This window comes from Microbacterium sp. T32 (genome assembly GCF_001619615.1).
Taxonomy (GTDB): Bacteria; Actinomycetota; Actinomycetes; order Actinomycetales; family Microbacteriaceae; genus Microbacterium.
In genome coordinates this window covers 16,270-33,374 of the sequence record NZ_LQQP01000020.1, presented here as the reverse complement: position 1 = coordinate 33,374, position 17,105 = coordinate 16,270, and the positions used below count along the sequence as shown (strand labels likewise).

The window sequence follows — 17,105 nt, the reverse complement described above, 5'->3', positions numbered from 1 at the left end:
CGACGCCGGGTGCCCGGTCCCTCGCGGGGCCGGGCACCCGCTGCGTTCCTCTCGTTAGGTTCCCATGGCCACCGCCGTCGACGCCCCCGTCATCGCTGCGCCCGTCGCCCCGAAGGGCGGCGGTCTCTGGCGCTACATCCTCGTCCGCCTCGTGCTGATCATCCCCACGGTCTTCATCCTCGTGACCGTGGTGTTCCTGCTCATGCGGGTCACGGGCGACCCGATCACCGCCGCGCTCGGAGGGCGCCTCCCACCGGACCAGCTCGCGGAGCGCATCCATGAGGCGGGTTACGACCGGCCTCTCTACGAGCAGTACTTCGAGTACATCTGGGGAGTGCTGCGCGGCGACTTCGGCACCACGCTGACCGACAACCGTCCGGTCCTCGGCATCCTGCTCCAATACGGCTCGGCCACTCTCGAGCTTGCGATCTACGCGCTCGTCGTGGCGCTGCTGGTCGGCATCCCGTTCGGTCTTCTCGCCGCCTACCGCCGCGACCGCTGGCCCGACGCGGTGCTGCGCATCGGCGCGATCCTCGGCTACGCCACCCCGATCTTCTTCGTCGGCCTCCTGCTCAAGCTCGTCTTCGCGGTGTGGCTGAGCGTGCTGCCGGTCGCCGGTCGCGCCAGCACCCGCACCGAGCTGAAGCTCCAGGGCCTCGATAACCCCAGCGGCATATATCTCCTGGATGCCATCCGCCTCGGCGACGGAGCCGCGGTGGGCGACGTGCTGACCCACGCGATCCTGCCGGGTCTGGCGCTCGGCATCCTCACCGCCGGCATCTTCCTGCGCCTCGTGCGCACCAACGTGATCGGCACGCTCGGCGCGCAGTACGTCACCTCGGCGCGGTCGCGCGGCGTGGGGGAGTTCCGCCTGGTGACGAAGCACGCGTACCGTCCCGCGCTCATCCCGATCATCACGGTGATCGGACTGCAGATCGCCCTGCTGCTCGGTGGCGCGGTGCTCACCGAGACCACGTTCGAGTGGAAGGGGCTGGGCTTCATGCTCAGCGAGTACCTGAAGGCGCGCGACTTCGTGGCGGTGCAGGGCATCGTCGTGATGATCGCGCTGATCGTCGCGGTCACGAACTTCCTCGTCGACGTCATCGCGGCGATCATCGACCCGCGAGTGAGGTACTGACATGACGGATGCCACGACCCCCGCGGCCCTGACCGAGCGCAAGGTCCCGCTGCGGGACCGTCTGCCGATCGTGTCGCACCTGCGTCGCAGCGTCGGCCTGCAGCGCACGATGCTCGTGATCGGCCTGGTGATCACGATCGTCTTCGTGCTCGTCGCGGCTCTCGCGCCGCTCCTCGCCCCCTACGGCTTCGCGCAGCAGGAGGCGAATGGCGTGAAGTTCGGCACGCAGCAGGCGCCGAGCGCGATGAACCTCCTCGGCACCACGGTCGGCGGGTACGACGTGCTGTCCCGCGTGATCTGGGGTGCGCAGACCGCGTTGCTGGTGATCCTCTGCGCGATCGTCTTCTCGATCTTCCTCGGCATCTTCTTGGGGCTGGTCAGCGGCTACTTCGGTGGATGGATCGACCGGATCCTCGTGGTGCTGGCCGACGCGATCTACGCCTTCCCGTCGCTGCTCCTCGCGATCGTGATGTCCATCGCGATCACGCGCGGGCAGTCGACGCTGTGGGGCGGCATCCTCGCCACCGCGATCTCGATCACGGTGGTCTTCGTGCCGCAGTACTTCCGCGTGATCCGCGCCGAGGTGGTGCGCGTGAAGGCGGAGCCGTTCGTCGAGTCGGCCCGCGTGATCGGTGTGCCGACCGCGCGCATCCTGCTCCGTCACGTGCTGCGCAACTCCACGCGCTCGCTACCGGTCGTCGTGACGCTCAACGCCTCGGAGGCGCTCCTGACCCTCGCGGGCCTCGGCTTCCTCGGCTTCGGCATCGAGGCCACGGCCGCGGCGGAGTGGGGCTACGACCTCAACCGCTCGGTCAGCGACGTGACGAGCGGCATCTGGTGGACGGCCGTCCCGCCGGGCGTCGCGATCGTCCTCGCCGTACTCGGCATCACGCTCGTCGGCGAGAGCCTCAACGACCTCAGCGACCCGCGCCTGCGCACGCGCCGCCGCGCCGGAGGCGCCCCGGCGCCCGTCACCGCGGTCGACCCCGCCCCGGCTCCGACCTCGGCGACCGCCGCTCCCGCCGGGCCGCCGGCATCCACTTCTTCCGAGGGGAGCCCCTCATGACCGGCACCACCGCGCCCGTCGCCCGCATCGACGACCTGCGGGTCACCTTCGCCACCGACGGCGAGCCCGTCGCGGCCATCAACGGCATCTCGCTCGAGGCGCACGCCGGCGAGGTGCTCGCGATCGTCGGCGAGTCCGGGTCGGGCAAGACCGTCACGGCCAACACGCTGCTGGGGCTGCTGCCCGAGACCGCGACCCTGTCGGGCGCCGTGATCGTCCGCGGGCGCGACGGCGACGAGACCGACATCGTCCACGCGACCCACGCGCAGCTGCGCGCGATGCGCGGACACGACGCCGCGATGGTGTTCCAGGAGCCCTCGACCGCGCTGAACCCCGTGTACACCGTGGGGTGGCAGATCGCCGAGGGCCTGCGCGCCCACGGCAAGCTGTCGCGCGCCGAAGCGAAGACCCAGGCCGTCGACATCCTGCGCCGGGTCGGCATCCCGAATCCCGAGAAGCGCGTCGACGACTACCCGCACCAGTTCTCGGGCGGGCAGAAGCAGCGCGTCGTGATCGCCATGGCGCTCGTGCTCAACGCGGGCCTCATCATCGCCGACGAGCCGACCACGGCCCTCGATGTCACGGTGCAGGCCGAGATCCTCGAGCTGCTGCGCACCTGCCGCGACGAGTTCGGCGCGACGATCGTGCTCATCACCCACAACATGGGCGTGGTCGCCGACCTCGCCGACCGGGTCATCGTGATGTACCGCGGCGACATCGTCGAGCAGGCGCCCGTGCGCGAGCTGTTCGCCGCTCCGCAGCAGCAGTACACGCGCGAGCTGTTGGCCGCCGTGCCGCACGTCGGTCGTGGGAAGAGCGCGGAGCAGAAGCTCGACACCCCCGCCCCGACCGCGCCGCCCGAGGGCAGCCTGGTCGTGGCCGAGAAGGTCGAGATCGGCTACCCGGGGCGCTTCGGCACGACCGGCGTCATCGCCGTGAAGGGCGTGGACTTCTGGATCGGTCCCGGCGAAGTGCTCGGTCTCGTCGGCGAGTCGGGCTCGGGCAAGACCACGATCGGCCGCGCGATGGTGGGCCTCACCTCCGTCGTCGGCGGATCGCTCAAGGTGCTCGGTACAGAGATGCGCGGCGCGAAGCCCCGCGCCCTCGCGAAGACCCGCCCCGACATCGGCTTCGTGTTCCAGGACCCGGCGACGAGCTTCAACCCGCTCCTCACGATCGCCGAGTGCATCGCCGAGCCGCTCCTGGTGCACCGGCGCGCGTCCGGGGCCCGCGCCGCGCGTGCGCGCGTGAACGAACTCCTGGATGCCGTCCAGCTCCCGACCGCGTTCGGCGACCGGTACCCGCACGAGCTGTCGGGCGGCCAGCGTCAGCGCGCGTCCCTGGCCCGGGCGCTCGCGCTCGACCCGAAGCTGCTCATCGCGGACGAGCCGACCTCGGCGCTCGACGTGTCGGTGCAGGCCCGCGTGCTGCAGCTGTTCGCGCAGCTGCAGAAAGAGTTCGGCTTCGCGTGCCTCTTCATCAGCCACGACCTCGCGGTCGTCGACGAGGTGGCCGACCGCATCGTCGTGCTCCGGCAGGGCGTGATCCGCGAGCAGGGCACGACGGTGCAGGTGCTCACGGAGCCCACCGACGACTACACGAAGCGGCTGCTGGCATCCCTCCCGGTGCCCGACCCGGTCGCCCAGGAGCAGCGTCGGGAGCTCTGGCGGCGCTGACCCGCGTGAGGGGTCAAAAACTGTCGCTTCGCGTCCGCTCAGGCGACAGTTTTTGACCCCTCACGCGCCGGATCAACGGAAGAACGTGTCCGAGAGCACCGTCAGCAGCCACCAGCCGATCGCCAGCACCGCGAGCACGCCGCCCACCCACGAGAAGCCGCGGCGCAGGCGGCGTCCCTCGCGCGCGACCCCGACGGGCGGGGGAGTGAGGAGCGGGACACCGGATGCCACGGGCGCCGGCGCCGCGGCCAACCGCTCGTCGCGCCACCGCGCCCACTGTCCGAGCTTCGCGTCGATGGCATCCACCGTTCCGAAGATCCACTGCCACACGGCCGGGTCGAGGGTCGAGAGCTCGCGCCGCGCGTAGAGGAAGAGCCGGTCGTCGATGATCTCGACGTCCAGCGCCGCGGCATTGTCGATGAACCGCGCCATGACGTCGGGGGTGAAGAGGTACAGCGCGTCGCGCTCGTATCCGGTCGGGCAGTACAGCGCGAAGTGCTGGTCGAAGTCGCCCTCGAGGCTCAGCCGCTGGTCGCGCGAGAACGTCGCCGGCAGGTTCGACGCCCCGAACAGGCCGTTGTTGCCCACGGCATCCAGGACGATATGGGGGAGCGGGGTGTCGAGCCGCAGCATGACGTAGGCCCACTTGTGCGTCTGTTCGCTCTTCCCCGAGCCGGTCTTGTACGTGTAGTTGCCGACCTCGACCCAGCGCGGGCGCGGGCCGTGGATCACGTCGGTGGCCTCGCGCGAATGGCCCTCGGCGAAGATCATGCCGGGCAGGTCGGGGCTCGGGACGGCGGGGAACCACGTCAGTCCGTTCGCCTCGGCGAAGTGCGCGAGTCGGTAGCGGCGCACCGCGCGGCCGCGGAACATCGCCGTCAATCCGAACACGAGCATGGCGATGACCGCGGCGAAGAAGATCAGGAAGCCGATGCCGACCGGGCTCGGCCGCCCGTCGTCGGCGAAGAGCGCGAAGCTCACGACGGATGCCATCAGGATCGCCGACACCAGAAGGATGCCGCCCACCACCACCAACCCGATCGTGGCGACGACGACGCTGTTCAGCTTCCCCTCGCGGCGGAGCTGGGCGGTGAACGCGCGGACGGCGGCGCGATCGACCGGGGCGGTCAGGGCTGAGGTGTCCGGGGGAGTACCGCTCATGGCCCCACGCTACCGAGGGCGTCGGCGAAGCTCGATTCCCGCTGCGGGGTGGCATCCGTTAGACTACGAAGGTTGTCTGGCGACGCCCATGCGCGTGTAAGCCCGAGACGACGTGCACCACACCCTCCTGCTGCCGGGAAATGCCCGTCAGCCGTTCTAGTCCGAAGGAGGTGGGTTAGTGACGCACCAGTACGAACTCATGGTCATCTTCGACCCCGAGATCGACGAGCGCCAGGTCGCTCCGAAGCTCGACGGGTTCCTCAAGGTCATCACCAACGATGGGGGAACCATCGAGAAGGTGGATGTCTGGGGACGCCGCCGTCTGGCCTACGAGATCAAGAAGAAGAACGAGGGCATCTACGCCGTCGTCGACTTCACCGCCACGAGCGAGGCCACGCAGGAGCTCGACCGCCAGCTGAAGCTGAGCGAGCAGATCATGCGCACCAAGGTCCTCCGTGCCGAGGAAGCCATCGCGCAGGTCGCCGCCGAGGCGAAGCGCTCCGAGGAGAAGGCCGCTCGCAAGGCCGCCGCTCCCCGCAAGGTCGAGTCCGCCGAGAAGGCTGCGAAGTAACGACGATGGCCGGCGAAACCGTCATCACCGTCGTGGGGAACCTCACGGCCGACCCCGAGCTGCGGTACACGCAGAACGGGCTGCCGGTGGCGAACTTCACCATCGCGTCGACCCCCCGCACGTTCGACCGTCAGGCGAACGAGTGGAAGGACGGCGAGGCGCTCTTCCTGCGCGCCTCGGTGTGGCGCGAATTCGCCGAGCACGTCGCCGGATCGCTGACGAAGGGCTCCCGCGTCATCGCGACCGGTCGCCTGAAGCAGCGCTCGTACCAGGACCGCGAGGGCAACAACCGCACCTCGATCGAGCTGGAGGTCGACGAGATCGGCCCCTCGCTCCGCTACGCGACCGCCCAGGTCACCCGCGCCGCCTCTTCGGGCGGCGGCGGTGGCGGCGGGCGCCCGCAGGTGCAGCAGGGCTCCGACGAGCCGTGGTCGACCCCCGGGTCGAGCCAGGGCGGCGCCGACGCCTGGAGCACTCCCGGTTCCTACGGAGACGACACCCCGTTCTGATCTCGCTGCGCCTCACGGCGTGACGAACCCCGATATTCCGGATGCCGAGTCCGGACGCCGCAAGCGCCCCCGGCATCCGAATCCACACGAAAGAAGGAAGCATGGCTGGAAAGGCCACTGGCGACCGCCGCAAGCCGCGGAAGGGCGCGAAGAACGCAGCCCCCGCGAAGGCGATCCGCGTCGGCGTCATCGACTACAAGGACGTCGCAACCCTCCGCAAGTTCATCTCGGAGCGCGGGAAGATCCGCGCCCGTCGTATCACCGGTGTCTCCGTGCAGGAGCAGCGCCTGATCGCCCGCGCCATCAAGAACGCGCGCGAGATGGCTCTCCTGCCCTACGCCGGCGCCGGCCGCTAAGGAGCACCCGATGGCAAAGCTGATTCTCACGAATGAGGTCACCGGGCTCGGTAGCGCCGGTGACGTTGTCGAGGTCAAGAACGGGTACGCCCGCAACTACCTCATCCCGCAGGGCTTCGCCGTGGCTTGGAGCCGCGGTGGCGAGAAGCAGGTCGCGTCGATCCGCGCCGCTCGCGAGTCCCGCGCGATCCACGACCACGAAGAGGCCGTGGCCCTGAAGAACACGCTCGAGTCGAACACCGTCAAGCTGGCCGTCAAGGCCGGTGCCGAGGGTCGCCTCTTCGGGTCCGTCAAGACGGGCGACGTCGCCGACGCGGTCAAGGCCGCCGGTCTCGGTGAGCTCGACAAGCGCAAGATCCAGATCACCTCGGCGATCAAGTCGGTGGGCGAGCACGAGGCGACCGTTCGCCTCCGCGACGACCTCACCGCCGTGATCACCCTCCAGGTGGTCGCCGCGAAGTAATTCGCTTCGGATACGGCCCCGGTCCCGCTTCGGCGGGTCGGGGCCGTTCTGCGTGTCCGAACCCGAAACACGGGGATCCTAGGCTGGTCGGCATGACCGTCGATCGCGCACCCGAGCGCCCGCGGGTCGTGCTGTACTCGGCATCCCTCGTCCTTCCGATCACCGCCCCACCGATCGTCGAGGGGGCGATCGCTGTCGCGGGCGGGCGCATCCGGCACGTCGGTGACCGCGAGTGGGTGCGGCACGAGCTGCGCCAGCGCGGCGTGGAGTTCGACGAGGTGCACTGGCCCGGCATCCTGACTCCCGGCCTCGTCAACGCGCACTCGCACCTGCAGTACACGGGCATGGCCGAGGTCGGGCGGGGATCGTACGCGGGGTTCGAGGAGTGGGCCGCGGCCTTCCAGCCGGTCTACGAGTCGGGCTTGGATTGGGCGGCGGATGCCAGGACCGGCGCCGCCCAGATGATCGCTGCCGGCACGACCGCCGTGGCCGACATCGTCACCGACGTCGAAGCGGCCTCCGCGCTGCACGACGCGGGGCTGCACGGCATCACCTATTGGGAGGTCATGAGCTGGACCAACGCCGCGTGGGCCGAGCGGGGGAGGGCCGAGGTCGAGGCGCGGCTGGACTCGCTGCCGTCGCCGCCCGGAACCGGCCTGTCACCGCACGCGCCCTACTCGCTCGACGTCGAGCCGCCGCTGGAGATCCCCGACATCGTGCGCGAGCGGGGGAGCAGGCTGCACATCCACCTCGGCGAGGCCGCGTTCGAGCGTGAGCACGGCGAGGCGCTGCCGTGGCGCGAGCGGCGTCCGGCGAGCTTCCAGGCGCTGCGCGACGAGGGCTTCGGCACGGGAGCGACGGAGTTCGTCGACGAGCTCGGCGTCCTCGGACCCGACTGCCACATCGCGCACGGCGTCTACATGACGGCCCGCGACCGTTCGGTGCTACGGCAGCGCGGGACGACCGTTGCCCTGTGCCCGCGGTCGAACGCCGTGATCGGGCTCGACGAGCCGCCCGTCGCGGCGTACCTCGTCGAGGGCAACGCGATCGCGGTCGGCACCGACTCGGTGTCGTCGTCTCCGTCGCTCGACCTGCTGGGAGATGTGGCCGCGCTGCACCGGCTCGCGCGGCACCAGGGCTACGCGCACCGCGACCTGGCCGCGCTGCTGCTGCGCGCCGCGACGCTCGGCGGAGCACACGCCATGGGCCTCGACACCGGCCCGCAGCGCACGGGCTACCTCGCCGTCGGCGCCGTGGCCGACCTCGCGTTCTTCGACATCGACGTCGCCGCGGCGGATGACATGCTCGAGCACCTCGTCGTCGACGGCGCCGGGCGCGCGGCCGCGACGTTCATCGACGGCGACGTGCGCTTCGCATCCCCCGCCTTCGCCCGAGAGACCGGAGTGTCCCGTGACTGACGACCGCCCCACCACCGCCCAGCTCCTCGACCTCGAAGCCCACCCCGAGGGCGGGTGGTTCCGCCGCATGTGGACCGGCACGTACGCCGTCGACACCCCCGCGGGCGCGCGGCCCGCGGCGACGCTCATCCACTACCTGCTCACGCCCGGCGAGCACAGTGCGTGGCACGTCGTGACGAGCGACGAGGTGTGGCTGTGGCACGGTCCGGGCCGCCTCGAGCTGTCGTTCGGGGGGTCCGGTTCCGCGCCTTCGGACGCCGAGTCGATGGTGCTCGGCGCGGACCTCGCGGCGGGGGAGCGGCTGCAGGCCACGGTGCCGGCGGGGGTGTGGCAGTCCGCGCGCCTCATCGACGACACCGAGGCCGTGGTGAGCTGCCTCGTCTCGCCCGGATTCAGTTTCGAAGACTGGCGCCTCGCCGACTGAGCCGCTCTTGGTGCGTGCGGACGCGTGCGGGCGGCTTCGTGGGCGCGGGGCGGCGTCGCGCGTGACCGGCGGAGGATGTGGGAGGAGCGGAGGGCGGTTTCTGCGCCGGGGCTCCTCCGTTGGCCCCCTGTCCTCCCTTCCTCACGGGCGTGGGGGCTCCCTCGCGGGCGCGGGGTGATGGCATTCAGGTTCCCGGCCGAGAGGGCGGATGCCAGGCGTCGCCGCCGTGCGAGTGAGCCGGTGCGCGTGTGAGGGGCGGAGGGCGTGTGAGGGGCGGAGGACGCTCGCGGTGCCGCGGCTCCTCTGTACGTCCCTGACCCTCCCGTCTTCACGGGCGTGGGGATGCCACGCCTCTCTGCTGCGTCTCGAGCACTGGCGCCTGGACGACTGAGCCGCGGTTTCGTGTGAGGGGCGGAGGGTGTGGGAGGAGCGGAGGGTGGTTTCTGCGCCCGGGGATCCTCCGTTGGCCCCTGATCCTCCCTTCGTCACGGGCGTGGGGGTGATGGCATCCAGGTTCCCGGCCGAGAGGGCGGATGCCACGAGGTCCATGCTGCGCGAAGCGCCATGGCATTGGGGCGGGCTGAGTGCCGCGGGCACGGGGGAGGGGATTCGGCGGAGGGAGGGCGGGAGGGATGCCCCGCGTCCTCCGCTCGGCGATTCTCCTCGCGTCGCAGCGAGCCCTAATTGCACCCGCGGGCTGTTCCGATGATCTGCGCGGTGGCGAGGGGAGGAAATCCGGCCAGCGGAGGACGGAATGGATGCCATGCAGCCTCCGCTCCGCGATTCTCCTCCCGCGGCGGAGGTGGGGATGAGCCCGGACACACCGGACACCGGATGTCACGCCCCCCAATGGGGTGGCATCCGGTGCCGGAGTCGGGAGGTGCCGAAGCCCTCCCGACGTCGGTGTCAGGCGATCGCGCGGCGACGGCGGGCGAGCAGGACGCCTCCGAGGCCGAGCATCACCAGCGCGGCGTTGAGCAGGATCCAGAGCATGCCGCTCTCGACCCCGGTCACGGCCAGCTGACCGCTACCCGAGGCCATGGACGACACCGCCGAGACCGACGACACCGAGGCGACCGAGCCGGTGACGCCGGGGGTCCCGGGGGTTCCCGGGGCTCCCGGGGTGCCGGGGGTCCCGGGCGTTCCCGGGGTTCCAGGAGTGCCCGGGGTGCCGGGGGTTCCAGGAGTGCCCGGGGTGCCGGGGGTTCCCGGGGTGCCAGGCGTTCCGGGGGTACCCGGGGTGCCCGTCTCCGAGCCGTCCGTGGTGCTGTCGCCGATGACCGAGACCGCGTTGCCGCCGATGGTGACCGGGAGGCTGATCGGGATGATCAGCTGGTTGCCGCCGAGGATGCTGTCCGAGCCGTCGGTGGTGACATCGCCGAGCAGGCCGCCCGGGGTGCCGCCGGTCGTGGTGGCGTCGGTGGAGGTGCTGTCGCCGATGCCGGAGATCGCGTTGCCGCCGATGGTGACGGGCAGCGAGATCGGGAGCACGGCCTGGTTCCCGCCGAGGATGCTGTCCGAGCCATCCGTGAGCACGTCACCCGCGCCACCCGAAACCGAGCCGCCGGTGGTGGTGGCGTGCTCGGAGGTGCTGTCGCCGATGACCGACACGGCGTTCCCGCCGATGGTGACGGGCAGCGAGATGGGAAGAACCGCCTGGTTGCCGCCCAGGAGGCTGTCGGTGCCGTCGGTGGTGACGTCACCGGAACCGCCCGTCGTGGTGCCGCCGGTGGTGGTGGCGTGCTCGGAGGTGCTGTCGCCGATGACCGACACGGCGTTCCCGCCGATGGTGACCGGAACCGACACGGGCAGCGCGGCCTGGTTGCCGCCGCCGAGGCTGTCGGTGCCGTCGGTCTCGACGTCTCCGGAACCGCCCGAGGCCGAGCCGCCGGCGGTGCTGGCATCCGTGGACGAGCTGTCACCGATCACCGATACGGCGTTCCCGCCGACGGTGACCGGAACCGACACGGGGACGGAAGCCTGGTTCCCGCCGCCGACGCTGTCACCGCCGTCCGTAACCACGTCACCGGAGCCCCCCGACGCGGGCGTCGAGGTGCTGGCATCCGTCGACGAGCTGTCCCCGATGACCGACACGGCGTTCCCGCCGACGGTCACGGGCACGTCCACCGACACGAGGCCCTGGTTGCCGCCGAGAAGGCTGTCGCCGCCGTCCGTAACCACGTCGCCGGAGCCCCCCGACGCGGGCGCTGAGGTGGTGGCATCCGAGGAATGGCTGTCGCCGATCAGCGACACGGCGTTCCCGCCGATGGTGACGGGCAGGTCGACCGAGATGATCGCCTGATCGCCCGAGAGGAGGCCGTCGGTGCCCGACGTCTCCGCGGCATTGGCGATGCCGGCTCCGACGACGGCCAAGCCGCCGCCGATCAGCGCGCCGAGAATGGCGCGCGAGTAGATCTTGCGCATGAGAGTTCTCTCCTGGTTGTGAATGAGGGTGCGCGGAACGCGCGGGACCGTCTGTCGTGCCGTGGCACGACGCGGTCCGCCTCAGTCGGGAGAGACGTCGGTGGCGAAGGTGGGAGCGCCGGGGAGATCGTCGTCGACGAGTGCGCTGCGGAAGAGAAGAACGAAGGTCGGCGATCCCGAACGGTCGTCGAGGCGCGCGGCCGCGGGGCCGCTTCCGCCGGACGCGAAAGATGCCGAGGCAGAACCCGGGATGCCATCGCCCAGGCTATACGCGGGAGGCGTTTCGGCCGGAGGGGCCGCGGTGTGGGCGGAGCCGTCGACGGACGCGCCGGCCACGAACCCGGCTTCGGTGAACGCGGTGCTCGCGGCCGCGGCGAAGGACGCGGCGGTCGCCCGGACGGCGTCGGTGGGTTCTGCCGATGCGGCCGGTGCTCCGGGGGGAGCGGCCACGGGCGCTGCCGCATCGACGCTCGTGACCGGGGCGACGGGCTGGGCGCTGCCACCGGGGAGGGCCGGCGGCAGCGGGTCGGTGGAGGGCGCCTCGCCGACGACGACGGGAAGCGTCCCGTCGACCGTGTCGACCACGCCGGTCACGACGTCATCGAGGCCGATGCCCGACACGACGTCACCCACGACGGGAACCGAGACGACGGTGTCGACGACGGGGGTCACGACCGCTCCGACGACGCCCGAGTCGGCGACGTCCGAGACGGTGTTCACAGCGCTCGCCGCGGTGTCCTCGACCGTGTCGACTACCGCGTTCACGGTGTCGGTCACCGCCTGGACGGGCGCGCTCACGGGGGCGGGAACGACCGGAGCCGCCGCGGGCTCGACGGCCTGGACCACGGATGCCACGGTGTCGACGACCCCGCTCACCGTGTCGGTCGTGCCGATCACGGTGTTCGAGACCGCACCGAGAAGCCCCGAGCCCGAATCGTCGTTCGCGGACGCGGAAGCGGTCGACAGAGTGAGCGACAGAACGACCCACGCGAGAGCAGCGAGGAAGGCCAGACCGAGCAGACGCAGCGCACCGAATGCGCTTCGCCCGGTCGCGGCATCCATGTCTGACTCCCCAAAGTCGATCGACGGTGATCTCTGACGGGCGACTTTACGCCCGCGCCCCGGGGAAGGCCAGAGTCTCAGCGAACACGCAGATAGCACGAAGTGGATGCCGCGTAACCAACCGACACGCCGCACGTGAACATGACTTGACACCGCGCGCCGTTCTGGATATCCGTGGCGCTGAGTTTTCCCCCGGGTTGTCCACACACTTTTGTCAAGTCGAGCAACCTTCAACTCCTGCTTCAACCAGGATTCCCACAGGTTTTCTGTGGAGAGATTAAGTCCAGGTCAGGGGAGGTATTGCGCGAGAGATTCCACATCATCCACCGAGTTCTCCACAGGAGTTGTGCACAGCAATCGCGGCGTTTCTCGCAGACTCTCCACAGGGTTATCCACAGGCTTGTTTGCGTGGAGGAGGGGTCGTCCTTAGCGTGGGTGCATCCCATCGGGCACACCCGTGTCGTACCCCGCGTCCATGTCGGGGGTCCGTGATTCGATGCTGCCCGAGGTCGACATCCCGAAGGTTCATTGCGCTTCGCGTGCGTGAATCGTCCTGATGGGGAGTGCGTCCGATACCGAGAAGGAGTGCCTGTGTCGATTGCCGACATCGCCGACGAGCGTCTCGGGGGAGCCAAGCCCCGGCCGGAGCGCACCCCGCCCCACGACATGCTCGCCGAGCAGAGCGCCCTGGGCGGCATGCTGCTCTCGAAGGACGCGGTGGCCGACGTCATCGAGACGCTGCGCGGGCCCGACTTCTACGTGCCGAAGCACGAGCTGATCTTCGAGGCGATTCTCACGCTGTACTCGCACGGCGAGCCGACCGACGTCGTCGCGGTCACCGACGAGCTCATCAAGACCGGTGAGTTGCAGCGCGCCGGCGGCGCTGACTACCTGCACACGCTCACCTCGATCGTGCCGACCGCGGCCAACGCCGGGTACTACGCGTCGATCGTCGCCGAGCGCGCGCTGCTGCGCCGCCTGGTCGAGGCCGGGACGCGCATCGTGCAGATGGGCTACGCGGGCGAGGGCGACCCGACCGAGCTCGTCAACAGCGCGCAGGCCGAGATCTACAACGTCTCGGGCGACGACAGCGCCGAGGACTACATCCCCCTGACGGTGGCGGTGGATGCCGCGGTCGACGAGATCGAGGCCGCTCGCGGTCGCGACGGGTCGATGACCGGCATCCCGACCGGCTTCGCCGGCCTCGATCAGCTGACGAACGGTCTGCACCCGGGGCAGATGATCGTGCTCGCCGCGCGTCCCGCCATGGGCAAGTCGACGCTCGCGCTGGACTTCGCCCGCGCCGCGGCGATCCGGAGCAACGCCCCGACGATCTTCTTCTCGCTCGAGATGGGGCGCAGCGAGATCGCGATGCGTCTGCTGAGTGCCGAGGGCGCGATCCCGCTGCAGAGCATGCGCAAGGGCACGCTCGATTCGCGCGACTGGACGACGGTCGCCGCGACGCGCGGTCGCATCAACGACGCGCCTCTGTACATCGACGACAGCCCGAACATGACGCTCGTCGAGATCCGGGCGAAGTGCCGTCGCCTGAAGCAGCGAGAGGGTCTGAAGATGGTCGTCATCGACTACCTGCAGCTGCTCACGAGCGGTAAGCGCGTGGAGTCGCGTCAGCAGGAGGTCAGCGAGTTCTCGCGTGCGCTGAAGCTGATGGCGAAAGAGCTTCAGGTTCCCGTCATCGCGCTGTCGCAGCTGAACCGTGGTGCCGAGCAGCGCGCCGACAAGAAGCCGGCCCTGTCCGACCTGCGTGAGTCGGGCTCGATCGAGCAGGATGCCGACATGGTGGTGCTCCTGCACCGCGAGGCCGCGTACGAGAAGGACTCGCCGCGTGCCGGTGAGGCCGACCTGATCGTGGCGAAGCACCGTAACGGTCCGACGGACACGATCACCGTGGCGTTCCAGGGTCACTACTCCCGGTTCGCCGACATGGCGCCGGGGATGTGACGACAGACCGAGCGCGCAACCGGGACTCCCCTCGCCTCCTACCCTGGTGAGCATGAGCAGCGATCGTCGGGGCACGGATTCGGTCGCGGTCTTGATCGTCGACGACGATGACGGCATCTGCGCGCTGCTCGAGACCGTGCTGGCGCCACCGGCCTACGTGACCACCAGCGTGGGCACGGCCGCCGACGCCCTGCGGGTTGCGCGCGCGCAGGAGTTCGACGCCGTTCTGCTCGACCGGTTCCTGCCCGAGACGGATGCCGTGCAGATCGTCGCCGCCCTCCGGGCCGCGCTCCCCGGGGCGGCGATCGTGATGCTCAGCGCCATCGACGATCTCGACGGGCGGGTCGCCGGGCTGCGCGCCGGAGCCGAAGACTTCCTGACGAAGCCGTTCCACGTGTCAGAGGTGATCGCTCGGATCGAGGCGGTCCAGCGCCGCGCGCGGGTGCCGGCGGCCAACCCCGACACGCTGCGCTACTCCGACGTCGAGATGGATCTCGCAGGACGCCGGGCGTGGCGCGCCGGTTCCTCGCTCGCGCTGACACCGACCGAATTCCGTCTGCTGCAGTTCCTTCTCGAGAACGGCGGGCGCGTGCTCTCGCGCGGTCAGCTCCTCGAGCAGGTGTGGGGGTACGACTTCGGCGGGGGAGAGGTCGTCGAGAAGGCCGTGTCCACCCTGCGCAAGAAGGTCGACGCGGGTCGTGCGCCGCTGATCCAGACCGTGCGGGGGTTCGGCTACTGCCTCCGCGAGGAGGAGGGATGACACGTCCCCCCGCCCGCCGGTCGATGGTTCGAGCGCTCCGCTACCGGCTGCTGGCCGTCGTGGCGGTCGCGATGATCCTCGTGGGCATCGTGAGCGTCGGCGGATTGCGCGTCCTCACCGATCGCAACGCCGAGCGGCAGGTCGAGATCGCCGCCCAGGCGGTGCGCACGTGGGGAGCCGACCGCGATGGCATCCGGGTCATCGACGCGGGTCACTTCGACGCGGGCGACTCGGCATCCACCGTCGTCGCCCTCATGGATGCCGAGGGACGAGTGGTTGCCGCGACCTCGACCCCGTCGCTGACGGTGTCGGTAGCCGAGTCGCTGGCCTCGACGCTGTCGCCGGGGGAGACCGTGCGGCAGGACGTGGGGTCGCGCACGCTGCTCTTCACCGAGATCTCGCTGCCGGGAGGCGTCGTCTTCGCCGACGACGGCACGCAGATCCCCGTGGCCGGTGCCCTGGTGGGTATCGGGGTGGAGGGGGCGGACCGGCTCGTCGCCGCGTCCGCCGCGGTGGCACTGGCGCTGCTGGGTCTCGTCCTGGTGCTGGCCGCCGCGGTCGTGACCGCCGTGGTCTCGCGCACGACGCGGTCGTTCACCGCGCTCGCCGGACGCGTCGAACGCGGCGAGCTCGATGGCCTCGCCGACCCGCCCGCGGCCGACTTCGTCGAGATCGAGGCGATCGCCGACGCCATCGCGCAACTGGACGAGCGAAGGGATGCCACGGAGCGGCGGCTGCGCCAGTTCGTCGCGGATGCCTCGCACGAACTCCGCACGCCGCTGACGAAGATCCAGGGGTGGGCGGAGCTGCACTTCCAGCGCGCGGGGGAGGCGGCCGTGACCGACCAGGCGTTCCAGAGCGTCGTCGACGAATCGGAACGGATGCGGGTGATCGTCGACAAGCTCGGCCAGCTCGCCCGCGCCGAGAGCACCGCCCCTGCGCGGGAGCGAGTCGACCTCGCCGCCCTGTGCCGCGAGGCGGCGGACGAGGTGGCGCGGTGGGAGTCGGAGGCGACCGTTCTCGCGGCCGACTCCGCGGGCGCGGCCGTGTGGGGAGATAGCGCGGCGTGGACGCAGGTCGTCCGGAATCTCATGGGGAACGCTCTGCGCCACGGCGGCCCGGGGGTGACCGTGGTGCTGTCCGCGGTGACCGTCGACGGTCGGGTCGAGCTGACGGTGAGCGACGACGGCAGGGGAGTGCCCCCGGAGATCCGAACGCGGGTGTTCGAGCGCTTCGTCACCGGCGATCGACAGACCGGCACGGGTCTGGGGCTGGCGATCGTGAAGGCGATCGTCGAAGCGCACGGTGGCACCGTCGACCTGGCATCCGAGGTCGAGAAGGGCACACGCGTCACCGTGCGCGTACCCTCGGCGGACGAGTGAGCCGCATCGTCAGCATTTCGTCAGGCCGACGCCCGGATTCCGGGAGGACGACACGATGAAGTGCTCACGTGACAGCACTTCGCAGACGGCGCCGGGTCGTCGGGATCGCGATCGGCGTCGGCCTCCTCGTCGCCGGAGCGCTGACCGGCGAGGCGGTCGCCCGCGGTCAGATCGAGAGTCGACTCGCCTCCGCCGCTGACACCGTGCAGGGCGTGACGACCTCCCTCGCGGGCGGTCCCGCGCTCCTCCAGGTGGCGCTCGGCCGGATCGATGCCGAGATGCGCGTGCCCGACAACGCCCTCGATTCGCTCGTGAACTGCCGCGCGGACCGCGGCTTCACGGTCCACGCGGTCGACGGTGCGCTGATCGTCGCGACCGAGCGCACGGTGCGCGGGATGACGCTGCCCGTGGAGGTGAGGCTCGTGGCCCGCGAACAGGACGGCGCCTGGGTCGTGGTCGCCGATTCGGTCAGCGCCGGGGGTATCTCCCTTCCCGCCACGCGCGCGCTGAAGATGCTCGGCGGCACGGACGGGCCGGGTTCCTCCGCGGTGTCGCGGCTGCTCGATGGCATCCCGCTCCCCAGTGACGGGCGATTCACCGTCACGGCGGTGCATTTCGTGGACGGCGCTGCCATCCTCGACGCACGAACCGCTTTCGCCAGCCCGAGCACCGGGGAGGGAGCGGGGATCGCTCGCTTCCGCGAGTGCTCCGAGAACCCGGAAGGGTGACGAAC

16 protein-coding genes are annotated in these 17,105 nt (G+C 70.5%); 13 read left to right on the top strand and 3 right to left on the bottom strand.

Features of this window, described 5'->3' with window-relative positions; genetic code table 11:
- Window positions 1-64 precede the first annotated feature (64 nt).
- From AVW09_RS11770 to AVW09_RS11760, 3 genes are read left to right on the top strand one after another with little or no spacing between them, the layout of a single operon-like run.
- Window positions 65-1,138 carry an ABC transporter permease gene (locus tag AVW09_RS11770; RefSeq protein WP_063258255.1) on the top strand — a complete coding sequence of 358 codons (1,074 nt, stop codon included), beginning with the start codon at window positions 65-67 and terminating at the stop codon, window positions 1,136-1,138.
- 1 nt (window position 1,139) lies between these two features.
- Window positions 1,140-2,204, top strand: a complete 1,065-nt coding sequence (locus AVW09_RS11765; RefSeq protein WP_082822943.1) for an ABC transporter permease — start codon at window positions 1,140-1,142, stop codon at window positions 2,202-2,204.
- The gene (locus tag AVW09_RS11760) at window positions 2,201-3,880 is read left to right on the top strand and encodes a dipeptide ABC transporter ATP-binding protein (RefSeq protein WP_063258254.1); all 1,680 of its coding nucleotides are present in this window, start codon (window positions 2,201-2,203) and stop codon (window positions 3,878-3,880) included. The genes AVW09_RS11765 and AVW09_RS11760 overlap by 4 nt, the downstream gene beginning before the upstream one ends.
- Before the next feature lie 72 nt (window positions 3,881-3,952).
- On the opposite strand, the gene AVW09_RS11755 is transcribed toward AVW09_RS11760, so the two are convergent.
- The gene (locus AVW09_RS11755) at window positions 3,953-5,041 is read right to left on the bottom strand and encodes a hypothetical protein (protein ID WP_063258253.1); all 1,089 of its coding nucleotides are present in this window, start codon (window positions 5,039-5,041) and stop codon (window positions 3,953-3,955) included.
- Window positions 5,042-5,219: 178 nt separating this feature from the next.
- Here AVW09_RS11755 and rpsF point away from each other — a divergent pair, with 178 nt between their 5' ends.
- The 6 genes from rpsF (at window position 5,220) to AVW09_RS11725 (ending at window position 8,782) form a co-directional block, all read left to right on the top strand.
- Entirely contained in the window at window positions 5,220-5,612 is a 393-nt protein-coding gene (rpsF, locus tag AVW09_RS11750) for a 30S ribosomal protein S6 (protein ID WP_022879872.1), read from the top strand.
- A gap of 5 nt (window positions 5,613-5,617) precedes the next feature.
- Window positions 5,618-6,121 carry a single-stranded DNA-binding protein gene (locus tag AVW09_RS11745; protein ID WP_022879873.1) on the top strand — a complete coding sequence of 168 codons (504 nt, stop codon included), beginning with the start codon at window positions 5,618-5,620 and terminating at the stop codon, window positions 6,119-6,121.
- Between the two features lie 101 nt (window positions 6,122-6,222).
- Entirely contained in the window at window positions 6,223-6,477 is a 255-nt protein-coding gene (gene rpsR / locus AVW09_RS11740) for a 30S ribosomal protein S18 (RefSeq protein ID WP_013584646.1), read from the top strand.
- Between the two features lie 10 nt (window positions 6,478-6,487).
- Window positions 6,488-6,940 (top strand): 50S ribosomal protein L9, encoded by a 453-nt coding sequence (gene rplI / locus AVW09_RS11735; protein ID WP_022879874.1) that lies wholly within the window; start codon window positions 6,488-6,490, stop codon window positions 6,938-6,940.
- Between the two features lie 92 nt (window positions 6,941-7,032).
- A complete protein-coding gene (locus AVW09_RS11730; protein WP_063258252.1) occupies window positions 7,033-8,358 on the top strand; it encodes an amidohydrolase family protein in 1,326 nt (441 codons plus the stop codon).
- The gene (locus tag AVW09_RS11725; RefSeq protein ID WP_063258251.1) at window positions 8,351-8,782 is read left to right on the top strand and encodes a cupin domain-containing protein; all 432 of its coding nucleotides are present in this window, start codon (window positions 8,351-8,353) and stop codon (window positions 8,780-8,782) included. The genes AVW09_RS11730 and AVW09_RS11725 overlap by 8 nt, the downstream gene beginning before the upstream one ends.
- 906 nt (window positions 8,783-9,688) lie before the next feature.
- Here the strand turns inward: AVW09_RS11725 and AVW09_RS17990 are convergent.
- Together AVW09_RS17990 and AVW09_RS11715 are read right to left on the bottom strand one after the other, a co-directional pair.
- Window positions 9,689-11,206: a DUF320 domain-containing protein gene (locus AVW09_RS17990; protein ID WP_063258250.1), complete on the bottom strand. Its 1,518-nt coding sequence runs from the start codon at window positions 11,204-11,206 to the stop codon at window positions 9,689-9,691.
- A gap of 81 nt (window positions 11,207-11,287) precedes the next feature.
- Entirely contained in the window at window positions 11,288-12,268 is a 981-nt protein-coding gene (locus AVW09_RS11715) for a hypothetical protein (protein ID WP_063258249.1), read from the bottom strand.
- A 591-nt stretch (window positions 12,269-12,859) separates the two neighbouring features.
- On the opposite strand from AVW09_RS11715, the gene dnaB reads away from it, so the two are divergent.
- From dnaB to AVW09_RS11695, 4 genes are all read left to right on the top strand, one after another.
- The gene (dnaB, locus tag AVW09_RS11710; RefSeq protein ID WP_063258248.1) at window positions 12,860-14,230 is read left to right on the top strand and encodes a replicative DNA helicase; all 1,371 of its coding nucleotides are present in this window, start codon (window positions 12,860-12,862) and stop codon (window positions 14,228-14,230) included.
- A gap of 52 nt (window positions 14,231-14,282) precedes the next feature.
- Window positions 14,283-14,990, top strand: a complete 708-nt coding sequence (locus AVW09_RS11705) for a response regulator transcription factor (RefSeq protein WP_063258247.1) — start codon at window positions 14,283-14,285, stop codon at window positions 14,988-14,990.
- Window positions 14,987-16,372, top strand: coding sequence for a sensor histidine kinase (locus AVW09_RS11700; protein WP_156496080.1), 1,386 nt, complete (start codon window positions 14,987-14,989; stop codon window positions 16,370-16,372). Before AVW09_RS11705 ends, AVW09_RS11700 begins: the two co-directional genes overlap by 4 nt.
- A 68-nt stretch (window positions 16,373-16,440) precedes the next feature.
- Window positions 16,441-17,100: a hypothetical protein gene (locus AVW09_RS11695; protein WP_063258245.1), complete on the top strand. Its 660-nt coding sequence runs from the start codon at window positions 16,441-16,443 to the stop codon at window positions 17,098-17,100.
- Window positions 17,101-17,105: the final 5 nt, after the last annotated feature.